12 protein-coding genes are annotated in these 12902 nt (G+C 71.5%); 10 read left to right on the forward strand and 2 right to left on the reverse strand.

Annotated features, from left to right (window positions below; genetic code table 11):
• Positions 1–31 precede the first annotated feature (31 nt).
• Positions 32–727 carry an SDR family oxidoreductase gene (locus OAW74_RS10925; protein ID WP_262874392.1) on the forward strand — a complete coding sequence of 232 codons (696 nt, stop codon included), beginning with the start codon at positions 32–34 and terminating at the stop codon, positions 725–727.
• Between the two features lie 151 nt (positions 728–878).
• On the opposite strand, the gene OAW74_RS10930 is transcribed toward OAW74_RS10925, so the two are convergent.
• Together OAW74_RS10930 and OAW74_RS10935 are read right to left on the reverse strand one after the other, a co-directional pair.
• Positions 879–2666, reverse strand: a complete 1788-nt coding sequence (locus OAW74_RS10930; RefSeq protein WP_262874393.1) for an ABC transporter ATP-binding protein — start codon at positions 2664–2666, stop codon at positions 879–881.
• A gap of 132 nt (positions 2667–2798) precedes the next feature.
• On the reverse strand, positions 2799–3431 hold the full coding sequence (locus tag OAW74_RS10935) for a TetR/AcrR family transcriptional regulator (RefSeq protein ID WP_262874394.1): 633 nt from the start codon (positions 3429–3431) through the stop codon (positions 2799–2801).
• 100 nt (positions 3432–3531) lie between these two features.
• Here OAW74_RS10935 and OAW74_RS10940 point away from each other — a divergent pair, with 100 nt between their 5' ends.
• The 9 genes from OAW74_RS10940 to OAW74_RS10980 all read left to right on the forward strand — a co-directional run bounded on the left by OAW74_RS10940 (position 3532) and on the right by OAW74_RS10980 (position 12880).
• Complete coding sequence (locus OAW74_RS10940; RefSeq protein ID WP_262874395.1) at positions 3532–5211, forward strand: CocE/NonD family hydrolase; 1680 nt, start codon at positions 3532–3534, stop codon at positions 5209–5211.
• Entirely contained in the window at positions 5208–5666 is a 459-nt protein-coding gene (locus OAW74_RS10945; protein WP_262874396.1) for a DUF3237 domain-containing protein, read from the forward strand. The genes OAW74_RS10940 and OAW74_RS10945 overlap by 4 nt, the downstream gene beginning before the upstream one ends.
• Before the next feature lie 40 nt (positions 5667–5706).
• Positions 5707–6567: a PfkB family carbohydrate kinase gene (locus OAW74_RS10950; protein ID WP_262874397.1), complete on the forward strand. Its 861-nt coding sequence runs from the start codon at positions 5707–5709 to the stop codon at positions 6565–6567.
• A complete protein-coding gene (locus tag OAW74_RS10955) occupies positions 6564–7496 on the forward strand; it encodes a nucleoside hydrolase (RefSeq protein WP_262874398.1) in 933 nt (310 codons plus the stop codon). Before OAW74_RS10950 ends, OAW74_RS10955 begins: the two co-directional genes overlap by 4 nt.
• 143 nt (positions 7497–7639) lie before the next feature.
• Positions 7640–9004: an NAD(P)H-dependent oxidoreductase gene (locus OAW74_RS10960; RefSeq protein WP_262874399.1), complete on the forward strand. Its 1365-nt coding sequence runs from the start codon at positions 7640–7642 to the stop codon at positions 9002–9004.
• 92 nt (positions 9005–9096) lie between these two features.
• Entirely contained in the window at positions 9097–9834 is a 738-nt protein-coding gene (locus OAW74_RS10965) for a FadR/GntR family transcriptional regulator (protein ID WP_262874400.1), read from the forward strand.
• 75 nt (positions 9835–9909) lie between these two features.
• On the forward strand, positions 9910–11235 hold the full coding sequence (locus tag OAW74_RS10970; RefSeq protein ID WP_262874401.1) for an MFS transporter: 1326 nt from the start codon (positions 9910–9912) through the stop codon (positions 11233–11235).
• A 62-nt stretch (positions 11236–11297) separates the two neighbouring features.
• On the forward strand, positions 11298–12557 hold the full coding sequence (locus tag OAW74_RS10975) for a four-carbon acid sugar kinase family protein (RefSeq protein ID WP_262874402.1): 1260 nt from the start codon (positions 11298–11300) through the stop codon (positions 12555–12557).
• The gene (locus tag OAW74_RS10980) at positions 12554–12880 is read left to right on the forward strand and encodes a putative quinol monooxygenase (RefSeq protein WP_262874403.1); all 327 of its coding nucleotides are present in this window, start codon (positions 12554–12556) and stop codon (positions 12878–12880) included. The genes OAW74_RS10975 and OAW74_RS10980 overlap by 4 nt, the downstream gene beginning before the upstream one ends.
• The last annotated feature ends 22 nt before the right edge of the window (positions 12881–12902 follow it).

Consider the following 12902-nt stretch of genomic DNA (forward strand, 5'->3'; position numbering starts at 1 on the left):
GCGAGGCAGTGCGCGGTGCGACGATAGACGGATGCCGCACACCCACGTTCTCACCGGTGCCGGATCCGGCATCGGCGCCGTCGTCGCCCGCCGCCTCGCCGATCGAGATGACCGGCTGATCATCGTCGCCCGCGACGCAGAGCGCGCCGCCGAGCTGACCGAAGCGCTGCCCGGATCGATCGCCATCGTCGCCGACCTCGCTCGCCCGGAGACCATCGCCGAAGCCGTCGCGGCGGCCGAGCTGCCCGACAGCATCGACAGCGTCATCCACGCCGCCGGCATCGTCGACCTCGGCCACGTCGCCGACCTGCCTCTCGAGGCCTGGACCAGCCAGCTGGCCGTCAACCTCGTCGCGCCCGCCGAGCTCACGCGGCTGCTGCTGCCGGCGATCCGCGCCGCCCGCGGGCAGGTGCTGTTCGTCAACTCCGGTGCGGGGCTGAACGCCCATCCCGACTGGGCCGCCTACGGGGCCAGCAAGCACGGGCTCAAGGCCCTCGCCGATGCCCTGCGCGGCGAAGAGGCGCCGCACGGCGTGCGCGTGACGACCGTGTATCCGGGCCGCACCGCGACCCCGATGCAGCAGCGCGTGCACGAGCAGGAGGGGCGGGAGTACGAGCCAGGCGCCTTCATCGATCCCGAGTCGGTGGCCACCGGCATCCTCACCGCCCTCGATCTGCCCCGCGACGCCGTGATCAGCGATCTGACGGTGCGCCCCGGCCCGCGCTGAGCCTGCGTCGACCGCCCCTCCTCGCCCGAAGCGAGGAGATTGCGCGAGCCGAGGACCGAAACGCGCAGATCGGCCCTCGCGCCGCGAGATCTCCTCGCCTCACGCGAGGGCGCGACCTCCTCGCGCGAAGCGAGGGGCGGATGCTGCTCCCTCAGGCCCCGTGCAGCGCGGCGTAGCGGCCGCCGCGGGCCAGCAGGTCGTCGTGCCCGCCGACCTCGACGGCCCGCCCATGCTCGATCACGACGATGACGTCGGCGCCGCGCACGGTCGAGAGGCGGTGGGCGACGACGAGGGTCGTGCGACCGCGGCGCGCACGGTCGAGGGCTTCGGTCACGCGGGCCTCGGAGTGCGGATCGAGCGCGCTCGTGGCCTCGTCGAGCACGAGGATGCGCGGGCCGCGCACGAGCGCCCGGGCGATCGCGAGCCGCTGCCGCTGCCCGCCCGACAGGCCCGCGCCGCGCTCGCCGATCATGGTGTCGAGCCCGTCGTCCGAGCCCTCGATGATGTCGAGCGCGTTGGCCTCTCGCATCGCGGAGAGGATGTCGTCGTCGTCGATGTCGGTGGCGCCGTAGGCGACGTTGTCGCGCACGGTGCCGGCCATGAGCACCGTCTCCTGCGGCACGATCGAGACATGCCGGCGCAGTGACCGCAAGTTCAGCCCTGCCAGGTCGCGGCCGTCGATGAGCACGGCGCCCGCACTCGGCCGCACGAAGCCGAGCACGGCGTTGAGCACCGTCGATTTGCCCGAGCCCGACGGCCCGACGAAGGCGACCGTCTGCCCCGGCTCGATGCGCAGACTCAGTCCGTCGAGGGCGGGGGCGTCGCCGTCGTCGTAGCGCACGACCACGTCGCGCAGCTCGATCTCTCCTCGGACCGAGTCGACGGCGGCCTTGCCGGTGTTGTCTTCGACGTCGAGCTCTTCTGCGACGTCGGCGATCGAGCGCATCGCGTCCATGCCGCGGGCGAGAATCGGGGCGACGTTCATGAGCATGACGATCGAGTTGGTGAGGAGGCCGAAGTACGTGCTCAGCAGCACGACCTGGCCGGGGGTGATCGGCAGCACCCCGGTGACCGACAGGGTCGCAGCTCCCACGAGGCACAGCAGCCCCAGCACCTGGTACGAGATCCACGAGATCGCCCCGAAGCGGCCGTTGAGGATGTCGAGGTCGCGGCCGGCCTTGCGCACCGAATCGGCGCGCTCGGCGACGCGCTCGGTGGCGACGTCTTCGAGGCCGTGGCCTCGGGTGATCGGCAGCAGCGCCGCCATCTCGCCGACCTGGGCGGCGAGGCGCTCCACCTCGTGGCGGAACACCTCGTTGCGGTGCGCCGCGCGGCGGCGGATGTAGACGATGAGGGAGGCCGCGATCGGGATCGCGAGGGCGAACACCGCGACGAACCACGGCACGGCGAAGGCGGTCACCACGATCGCGCCGACGAGGGTCGCGACCGCCGAGACGATCGTCGGGAACAGCTGGGCGATCATCAGCTCGAGGTTCTCGACGTCTCGCACGATCTTGGTCTGCACGATCGAGGCGCTCACGCGGTTGTGGTAGCCCAGCGACAGGCGCTGCAGGCGGGCCGCGAGCCCCGCGCGCACGGTGTAGGCGAGCGTGCGGGTCGCAGTGCTCGTGAGGCGCACCACGATCATCGAGAACGGGTAGTTCAGCAGCAGCACGAGAAGGGCCACGCCGCCCCACACGGCGATGCGCCACAGCGGGCCGCCGGCCACGACGATGTCGATGATGGCGGCGGTCACCGGCGGCAGGATCCAGATCGGCGAGTCTTTGACCACGAACGCCGCGACGGCGGCGACGAGGCTCCACCGATGCGGCTGCATGAGGCGCAGCAGCGACCGCAGCGGCCGATCGTGGCGCACGCTCCGGGCGAGCAGGGCTTCGGTGTCGGGGAGCGGGATGGTCCCCGTGCGCGGCGCGGTCACGCCCACCAGACTAGGGGCGCCGCGACGCCGCATCCTCGCCTCACGCGAGGAGGTCTCGCGAAGCGAGGACCGGAATGCGGAATTCGCTCCTCGCCCGGCGAGATCTCCTCGCTTCGGGCGAGGAGGGCGCGCTCAGCGCGCGAGCGAGCGCAGCCAGTCGGCGAAGCGGTCGTCGGGCAGGGGCGGCGGGACGGATGCCGTGTCCGGCGTCGCGGCGAGCCCCTTGATCAGCAGCTCGAGGTGGCGCTCCGCGAGCGCCCGCCCGCCGTCGGGCATCGCCGCGACGGTGCTGATGGCGTGGGTGAGCACGGGGATGTCGGTCGCGGCGAAGTCCGAGCGCACGGCGCCCTCCGCCTGCGCGCGGGCGACGATGGCGGTCAGCTGCGGCTCGACCTCGCGGCGCAGGCGCGCGGCCTCTGCCTCGATGTCGGCGAACATGAGCTCCTGCACGGCGCGGCTGCGGGTCTGGATGTCGACGAACGTGCGGAGCACCGACTCCAGCGCCTCGCGCCCCGTCGGTGCGGCCGCGCACCGCTCGATCATGCCGGTCACCTCCGACATCCGCTCGGTGAAGAGGGCCTCGATGAGCTCGCCCTTCGACCCGATCCGGCGGTAGACGGTGCCGACTCCGACGCCCGCCTCCGCGGCGATCTCCTCGATGGATGCCGCCAGCCCCGCCCGCGCGAAGACCCGCTCGGCGGCGGCCAGCACCTCGGCGCGGTTGCGCTGGGCGTCGCGCCGAAGGGGCCGGGCGGGGGTGCTCACGCCACGAGTCTAGGAGTCGGCATCCGAAAACGGAGCAAGAAGTTCCGTTTCGTGTACGCTGACGCCATCCCCCCGGATACCCACACCGCAAGGAGGCGGCATGGCATCGCTGAAGCAGCGTGTCACGAAGGCGCTCGACGCGCGCACGCACAAGGGCGTCACCGCAGGCCGACACGACATCGTGATCGAGAAGGACCTGCGCGTGCCGATGGACGACGGGGTCGTGCTGCTGGCCGACCTCATCCGCCCGGTCGGCGCCGACCCGTCGCTGCCGACCATCGTGATCCGCGGCCCCTACGGTCGCCGCGGCCTCCTTGCGGGCTCCGCGCGCATGCTCGCCTACGAGGGATATACGGTGCTCTTCCAGAGCTGCCGCGGCACGTGGGGCTCGGAGGGGGTGTTCACCCCGCAGATCGACGAGCAGCGCGACGGCATCGCGACGCTGCGCTGGGTCAGGCAGCAGCCCTGGTTCACCGGCCGGCTCGTCACCTACGGGCAGAGCTACATGGGCTTCACGCAGTGGGCGGTCGCCGGCACCCTCCAGCGCAACGAGCCCGAGACGGCGCCCGACGGCCACGTGCTGCTCATCACGATGCCCGACTTCGGCGCCATCACGTGGGACAACGGGGCGTTCGCGCTGCGCAACGCCCTGGGCTGGAGCCGCATGATGGTGCGGATGCGCAAGGGCGGCCTCGCGCTGCTGGCACAGGCCCTGCCCGACCCCAAGCTCGAGAAGGCCTTCGACGTGCTGCCGCTCAGCCGCGGCGACATCGCCGTCACCGGCGAAGAGGTGCACTGGTACCAGGACTGGGTGCGCCACGAGCGGCTCACCGACCACTACTGGACCCAGCAGTCGCACACCGCCTCGGTGCCCGACGTGACCGCCCCCGTACTCATGGTGTCGGGGTGGTACGACATCTTCCTGCCGTGGCAGCTGCGCACTTACCGTCAGCTCGTCGAGGCGGGCAATGCGCCCCGGCTCACTGTCGGCCCGTGGGGGCACGTGTCGCCCGGCATGGGCGAGCCCACCCACACCGACACCCTCGCGTTCCTCCGCGAGGCGATCGGCGGCGCCGCATCGACGCGGCCCGCTGCGGTGCGGGCGTTCCAGACCGGGGCCGAGCAGTGGCACGACCTGGAGGTGTGGCCGCCGGCGGGTTCGGCGGCACAGCCCTGGTACCTCACGGCAGACGGTGGACTGGAGACGGATGCCGCCGGCGCGGGCGTCACGACATACACGTACGACCCGCAGCATCCGACGCCGGCCCTCGGCGGTCCGAGCCTGCTGCCCAAGACGGCACCGGTCGACAACGCGGCGCACGAGCAGCGCGACGACGTCGCGGCGTTCCGCTCTGCCGAGCTTGCGGTGCCCGTCGAGGTCGCCGGGGAGCCGGTGGCCCGCATCCGGGTGCGCTCGAGCGCCCCCAGCTTCGACGTGTTCGTCCGGCTGACCGACGTGCACCCCGACGGCCGTGTCATGACGGTGTGCGACGGCATCCGCCGCGTCGGGTCGATCGCCACGACCGACACCGATCCCGAACCCGATGAGGAGGGATTCCGCGAGGTCGCCGTGACGCTCTGGCCGACCTTCCACCGCTTCGCGCCAGGGCACCGCATCGGCGTGCAGGTCTCCAGCGGCGCGCACCCTCGCTACGCCCGCAACCCCGGCACCGGCGAGCCCGCGTTCTACGCCGCCGGCACGGTGGTCGCGCGGCAGGAGGTGTCGCACGACGGCGGGCTGGCGGCGTCGCGCATCGACCTGCCAGTGTGGACGCCGTGACCCAGCCCCCCGTGCCGGCCCTCGAGCCCGCCTTCGAGGTCGTCGTCGAGCTCGGTCCGCTCGAAGACCACGGCATGACGCGGGCCGGGCATCGCCGGGTCGTGCCGATCATCGGCGGGGCGATCACCGGCGGCATCGAGGCCGAGATCGTGCCGGGCGGCGCCGACTGGCAGCTCGTGCGGGCCGACGGCTGCATCGAGGTCGACGGACGCTACACGGCGCGGGCCGCAGACGGGTCGCTGCTCTACCTGCACGCGGTCGGCGTGCGCAGCGGAGATCCGGCCGTGCTTGAGGCGCTGCTGCGCGGCGACGACGTCGACCCCTCGCAGTACTACTTCCGCGCGACCGTGACGATCGAGTCCGCCGCGCACCCCGAGCTCGAGCGCTCGCTCTATGTCGCCTCGTATGTCCGAGAGGCGACCCGCGTGCGCTACGTCGCCTATCGCGTGACCTGAGCGGTTGCGGCTCCGGGCGCCCGCCGTGTGGGATGGGGCCATGACGGTTCACGTGGTCGGCAGCATCAACCTCGACACGATCGTGCGCGTCGCCGTGTTCCCCGCGCCGGGTGAGACCGTGCTCGGCTCGGCGGCGCGTCGCGTGATCGGCGGCAAGGGCGCCAACCAGGCGCTCGCCGCCACCGCGGCGGGCGCGCGCACGACCTTCACCGGTGCGGTCGGCGACGACGAGGCCGGCCGCGACGCCCTCGCGCAGCTGCGCGGCGCCGGCATCGACATCGGCGGGGTGCGGACGACGGATGCGGCGACCGGCATCGCGCTGATCGCCGTCGATCCGTCGGGCGAGAACACGATCATCGTCGCGTCGGGCGCGAACGCTCTGGTCGACCCGAGCTGGTGCGACAGGCTCGCCCTCGAGGCGGGCGATGTCGTGCTCGTGCAGGGCGAGGTTCCGGTGGCGGCGATCGATGCGGCCGCCGCTGCCGCCGCCCTCGGCGGCGCGCGATTCGTGCTCAACCTCGCGCCGCCCGTCGAGGTCTCTGCCACGACGCTGGCGGTGTGCGATCCGCTCGTGGTCAACGAGCACGAGGCGTCTGCTCTGGGCATCGCGGTCGACTCGGCGGGCGGCCGCGTGCGATCGCTCGTGATCACGCTCGGCGCCGCCGGCTCGGCCTACGCCGATGCCCAGGGGAAGGGCACGCTGCCAGCCGCCCCGGCCGAGGTCGTCGACACGATCGGAGCTGGCGACGCGTTCACCGGTGCGCTCGCCGCGGCTCTCGCGGGCGGTGCGGGGCTGCCGGCCGCGGTCGAGGCCGGCGCCGCCTACGCCGCCGAGATCATCGGCGCGGTCGGGGCCAACGCCCTGGCGGGGAGCGCCCTGATCAGCGGGAGCGCGTCATGACCACCCCCGTGATCCTCGACTGCGATCCGGGGCACGACGACGTCTTCGCGATCTGGCTGGCCGCCGCCCACCCGGCGATCGATCTGCGGGCGATCACGACGGTCGCCGGCAACGGCAGCCTCGCGCACACGACGCTCAATGCGCGCATCGCCTGCACCGTCGCCGGCATCCACGACGTTCCGATCGCCGCGGGCGCCGACCGCCCTCTTGAGGGCGAACTGCACGTCGCCGCCGACATCCACGGGGCGAACGCGCTCGGCGGGCCTGCGCTGCCCGAGCCCGACGTCGCGCTCGACGACCGCAGCGCCGTCGAACTCATGCGCGATGTGCTCACGGAGGCGAGCGAGCCCGTGACGATCGTGCCCACGGGGCCGCTGACCAATGTCGCGACGCTACTGCGGCAGCATCCGGAACTCCTGGCTCGCATCGCGCGGATCGTGTGGATGGGCGGATCGACGGGCCGCGGCAACTCGACCCCCTACGCCGAGTTCAACGCGTGGACCGACCCGGAGGCCGTGCACGAGACGATCGCGAGCGGCGTGGATGTCACGATGGTCGGGCTGAACATCTCGCATCAGGCCCTCGTGACCGCCGACGTGCGCGAGCGCGTGCGGGCGACCGGCACGCGCACCGGGGCGTTCGGCTTCGAGCTGATGGAGTTCTTCTGCGCCGCCTACGCGCAGGTCGAGGGGATGCCGGACGCTCCGCTGCACGACCCGATCACGGTCGCGATGGTCGCCGATCCCGCCGTCGCCACGATGGTGCGCACGCGCGTCGACGTGGAGCTCACCGGCACCCACACGCGCGGCGCGACGAGCGCCGACCTGCTCGGGGTCGTGCCGGGGGAGCGCAACGCGAACGTCGCGCTCGACCTCGACGTCGACCGGTTCTGGAGCATGATCGTCGACGCGGTCGCGGCGCTGCGCTGACGGCATCCGCGAAATCCATCGTTGACGGATGCGGGGGCATCGGTTATCGTCTTGGTTAGCTGGTCAGACCAATTGACCAACAAACCATTTTGAACAGATCCGGCGCAGTCGCCGGCCGTTCGGTTCACAAGGAGGTAGAACACGTGAATCTGTTCTCGCTCATGCAGTCCCGCACCGCAGCCTTCGGTCCCATCCGGGTCGGGGTCATCGGCGCCGGAAAGTTCTCGTCGATGTTCCTGACGCAGGCCGTGGGTGCTGCGAACATCCACGTGGTCGGCGTCGCCGACATCAACATCCCGAAGGCCAAGGCGGCCCTCGCTCGCACCGGATGGCCGGCCGAGCGCTACGCCGCCGGCAGCCTCGACGAGGCCGTGCGCACCGGTGGCACCGCCGTCATCGAAAGCGCCGACGCCCTCATCGCCCACCCGGCGGTCGAGGTGATCCTCGAGATCACCGGCAACCCGCTCTACGGCACCTACCACGCCGTCACCGCGATCGACCACGGCAAGCACGTCATCATGGTCAACGTCGAGGCCGACTGTATGGTCGGGCCGATCCTGCAGCGTCGCGCTCAGGCGGCGGGCGTCGTCTACTCGATGGCCTACGGCGACCAGCCCGCGCTCATCTGCGAGCTCGTCGACTGGTGCCGCACCGTCGGCTTCGACGTCATCGCGGCGGGCAAGGGCACGAAGTACCTGCCCGAGTACAACTACTCCACGCCCGACACCGTGTGGAACTACTACGGGTTCACCGACGAGCAGCTCGCCAGCGGCGACTACAACCCGCAGATGTTCAACTCGTTCCTCGATGGCACCAAGTCGGCCATCGAGATGGCCGCCGTCGCCAACGGCACGGGCCTGCTGCCGCAGGAGGAGGGGCTGCTGTTCCCGGCGGCGTCGAAAGACGACCTTCCCACCGTGTTCCGCGAGAACTCGTACCCCGGCGGCAGCCTGACCCGCCGCGGCACGGTCGAGATCGCCTCGAGCATGTACCGCGACGGCACCGAGGTGCCCGACAACCTCCGCTGGGGCGTCTACGTCACCTTCGAGGCCGTCACCGACTACGCCGTGCAGTGCTTCGCCGAGTACGGCGTGCACACCGACGAGACGGGGCGCTTCGCCTCGCTCTACCGTCCGTACCACATGATCGGGCTCGAACTCGGGGTGAGCATCGCGTCGGCCGTCGTCCGGGGCGAGGCCACCGGCGCGCCCACCGGCTTCCGCGGCGACGTCGTCACGACGGCCAAGAAAGACCTGCGGGCGGGCGACCGCCTCGACGGCGAGGGCGGCTACACCGTCTTCGGCAAGCTGGCCCCCGCGGCCACGTCGCTCGCGAAGCGCGCACTGCCGCTCGGACTCGCGCACGGGGCGCGCGTCATCCGCGATGTGCCCAAAGACCAGACGGTCTCGTGGGACGACGTCGAGGTCGACGAGAGCCAGTTCGCCGTGCAGATCCGCCGCGAGCTCGAGGCCGAGTTCCGTGCAGAGCACGCCGCCGCGGTGGCGTGACGCAGGAACGTCTGACCATCCGACCATGGAGACTACGCTGAGGGGGACGGCGCGCGGGATCGTGTGGCCGGCCAGAACCGAGGAGTCTGACGATGGCGGCGGCCGAAGCCTGGGAACCCGTGCAGCGGGTCCGCACCTACGAGCAGGTCATGCAGCAGATCGAGGATCGCATTCTCGATGGGCGCTTGAAGGCGGGCGACCGTCTGCCGAGCGAGCGCGATCTGGCTGCGTCTCTCGGGGTCTCGAGGCCCTCGCTGCGCGAGGCGCTGCGGGTGCTCGAGGCGCTCGGCATCGTGGACATCCGTCCAGGCGGAGGCTCGGAAGGTGGGGCGGTGCTGGTGGGAACGCCGGGGCCCGGCTTCGTCAACCTGCTCAAGCTGCAGCTCGCGCTCGGACACTTCAGCCGCACGAACGTGCTCGAGACGCGCATCGCGCTCGAGTCCTGGTCGTGTCAGGAGGCCGCCTATCGATCCGATGACCACGACCACGCCGAACTGGCATCCATCCTCGACGCGATGGATGACCCGGCCATCACCACCGGAGAATTCAACAGACTCGACACGGCGTTCCATGTGCGGATCGCCGAGTCGACGGGGAACGCCCTCATCGCGCACCTGATGGGCTCCCTGCGCATCGCGGTCAACCGCCAGATGATCGAGGCCTACGCGGCCCTGCCCGACTGGCGCGAGACGGCGAAGACGGTGCGGCACGAGCATCGCGAGATCCTGGAGTCGATCCAGGACGGGGATGCTGCCGAATCCGTCGAACGGGTGCGCGCCCACATCCAATCCTTCTACGCCCTCGGCACGGTCGGGGGGAGCAGCAGCTGACAGCGGCGGAGCCGCCCAGCGGCTCCACCCGCTCACCGAGGCGGACGTCCTCGACATCAAAGGAGATCGTCAGCCATGACCGCCATCGACTCTCGACCCCTCGCCGCACAGGCGAAGAACGGGTCGCCCGACAAGCTCAAGACCGCCATCGGCTCGACCGTCGGCACCACCATCGAGAACTACGACTTCCTCGCCTACGGCACCGCCGCGGCCCTCTACTTCGGCACAGACTTCTTCCCCTCCGAAGACCCCGTGGTCGGCGTGCTGCTGGGCTTCCTCACCTTCGGCATCGGCTTCGCGATGCGCCCGCTGGGCGGCATCATCGGCGGCTACCTCGGTGACAAGTACGGTCGCAAGCCCGTGCTGGTCGGGGCGCTGCTGATCATGGGCATCGCGACGGTGCTCATCGGTCTGCTGCCCACCTACGCGCAGGTGGGCATTCTCGCGCCGCTCCTGCTGACCTTCATCCGCATCGTGCAGGGCCTCGCCTTCGGTGCGGAGTGGGGCGGTGCGGTGCTCATGACCTTCGAGCACGCCCCGTGGCGCCAGCGCGGCAAGTGGGCCGCCATTCCGCAGCTCGGCGTGCCGCTGGGCGTGTTCCTGGCCAACATCGCCTTCCTCATGACGGCGGGCCTCGACAGCGAGCTGGCCTGGCGCATCCCGTTCCTCCTGAGCGCCGTGCTGATCGTGGCCGGCATGCTCATCCGCCTCAAGGTGTCGGAGTCGCCGGAGTTCGAAGAGGCCAAGGCCGAGGGCAAGCTCGAGAAGAACCCGATCTGGACCGTGCTGCGCGACGACTGGCGCACCGTGCTGCGTGTCATCGCGCTGCGCCTGGCCGAGACCGGCGGCTTCTACGTCATCGTCACCTACCTCATCTCGTACCTGACGACCAACGACATCGCCACACGAGAGAACGCGCTCACGGGGCTCATCATCGCCACCGCACTGGGAGCTGTGACCACCGTGCTCTGGGGTGCGCTCAGCGACCGCGTCGGCCGCCGCACGCTCTACCTCATCGGCTGCCTCGCGACCGTCGCGTTCGGCTTCCCGCTGTTCCTGCTTGTCAACACCGGCATGCCCGCGATGGTCGTGCTGGTCTACATCATCGGCCTGCCGATCATCCACGACATGCTCGCCGGCACGCAGGGCGCGTACTTCAGCGAGCTGTTCCAGACGAGCACCCGCACGTCGGGGGCGTCGCTGGGCTACCAGTTCTCGGCCGCGCTGTCGGGCTTCATCCCCTTTATCGCCGCGGCGGTCGCCGCGAGCTCCGGCTGGCCCGGGGTCGCGCTGATCTACGTCGCCGTCGGCGTCATCGGACTCCTCGGCGTCGCCTTCACCCGCGAGACCTGGGGGCGCCGCGAGCGCGCCGAGGTCGAGAAGGTCATCGCCGGCCAGTGAGAGCTCGGGTGCGGGGGCGGTGTCGTCGCCCCCGCACCCGCACCACCACGGGAGAAACCCTCATGAAGACCATCGTCCTGGACGACGACCCGACCGGCACACAGTCCGCCACCGGCGCCACCGTGCTGCTCGAATACGACGCCGACGCCATCGCCGACGTGCTCGCCGCGAGCGACAGCGTCTATCTGCAGACCAACTCACGCTCCCTGGGGCGCGAGCAGGCCGCGGCGCTGGCGCGCAGCATCCGCTCCGAAGGCGAGACCGCCGCCCGACGCCTCGGCGTCGACGTGCGGTTCGTGCTCAGGGGCGACTCGACGCTGCGCGGCCATGTGTTCGCCGAGACCGAGGTGTTCCTCGACGATGCCGTGATGCTGTTCGTGCCGGCCTTTCCCGACGGCGGACGCACGACGGTGGGCGGAGTGCACTACGTGCGCATCGACGGGGAGCGCATCCCCGCCGACCGTACGGAGTACGCCGACGACCCGGTGTTCCCCTTCGACACGGCGGTGCTCGTGGAGTACGTGCACCGCGCATCGGGGCGGCACGCGACCAGCGTGCCCCTCGCGGAGGTGCGCGCGGGCGACCTGTCATCGGTGCTGGAGCTGGCGAGCCCCGGCACCGTCGTGGTGCCCGACGCCGAGACCGACGACGACATCCGCGCGATCGCTCGGGCCGTCGACGAGGCTGCCGCACGCGGCGTGGCCGTGGTCGTGCGCTCGGCGTCGCCGCTGGCGGCCGAGCTCGCCGGCGTCGCGAGTTCCGGACTGATGCCCACGCCGCTGGTCGCAGGGCCCGTGCCGACCCTGCTCGTGTGCGGATCGCACACCGTCGGGGCGACACGGCAGCTCGCGGCGGTGGAGCAGGGCGGCAGGGCCGCGGAATATCTCGACACGGGCGCGGCGCTCGCCGACCCGGTGCGCGAGGGCGCCGCCGCGGCCGCACGCGTGCGCACCGCCGTGCACGAGTCGGGCTTCGGCATCGTCGCGACGGCCCGCGAGCGCTCGAGCGACCACGGCACGCTCGATCACGGCGAGCGGGTCATGACGGCGCTCACCACGGCCGTGCGCGAGGTGCTGCCCGAGGTCGAGGTCGTCGTCTCGAAGGGCGGCATCACCTCGGCCGACGTCGCGCGCATCGGCATCGGAGCGACCCGCGCGCGGGTGCTCGGCCAGGTGCTGCCTGGCGTCTCGGTGTGGCGGATGGCCGATCGCACGGGCCGCGATGTGCTCTATGTCGTCGTGCCTGGCAACGTCGGCGGGCCCGAGACCCTCGTCGACGTGCTCGCCGCGCTGCGACTGGACGCCGTGGCGGTCGCCCGGTGAGCGCCGTCGTGGTCGTCGCGGTGTTCACTCCGCGAGACGGGATGCGGCAGGCCCTGGTCGACGCGATGCGCGCCGGCATCGAGGCCACGCACGCCGAGCGCGGCTGCCTGCTCTATGCCATCCACGACGCCGACGACGGCACGGTCACGATGATCGAGAAGTGGGCGACCCTGGGCGACCTCGACGCGCACGCCGCCGGTGACGCGATCGCGCTGCTGCAGCGCGACACGACGCCGCTGCTGGCGGCTCCTGTCGTGGTCACGACGATGACCCCGCTGCCGGTGGGAGACCCCGCCCGCGGCGCTCTCGCCCACACGGCCTGAGCGGCGGATGCCGCGGGTGCGC

It is taken from the genome of Microbacterium fluvii, from assembly GCF_025515205.1.
GTDB classification, from domain to species: Bacteria; Actinomycetota; Actinomycetes; order Actinomycetales; family Microbacteriaceae; genus Microbacterium; species Microbacterium fluvii.

Coding starts and splice junctions, on each gene's coding strand:
- OAW74_RS10970 (WP_262874401.1), top strand. CDS start 9,910: ATGACCGCCATCGACTCTCGACCCCTCGCCGCACAGGCGAAGAACGGG.
- OAW74_RS10975 (WP_262874402.1), top strand. CDS start 11,298: ATGAAGACCATCGTCCTGGACGACGACCCGACCGGCACACAGTCCGCC.
- OAW74_RS10955 (WP_262874398.1), top strand. CDS start 6,564: ATGACCACCCCCGTGATCCTCGACTGCGATCCGGGGCACGACGACGTC.
- OAW74_RS10950 (WP_262874397.1), top strand. CDS start 5,707: ATGACGGTTCACGTGGTCGGCAGCATCAACCTCGACACGATCGTGCGC.
- OAW74_RS10925 (WP_262874392.1), top strand. CDS start 32: ATGCCGCACACCCACGTTCTCACCGGTGCCGGATCCGGCATCGGCGCC.
- OAW74_RS10940 (WP_262874395.1), top strand. CDS start 3,532: ATGGCATCGCTGAAGCAGCGTGTCACGAAGGCGCTCGACGCGCGCACG.
- OAW74_RS10965 (WP_262874400.1), top strand. CDS start 9,097: ATGGCGGCGGCCGAAGCCTGGGAACCCGTGCAGCGGGTCCGCACCTAC.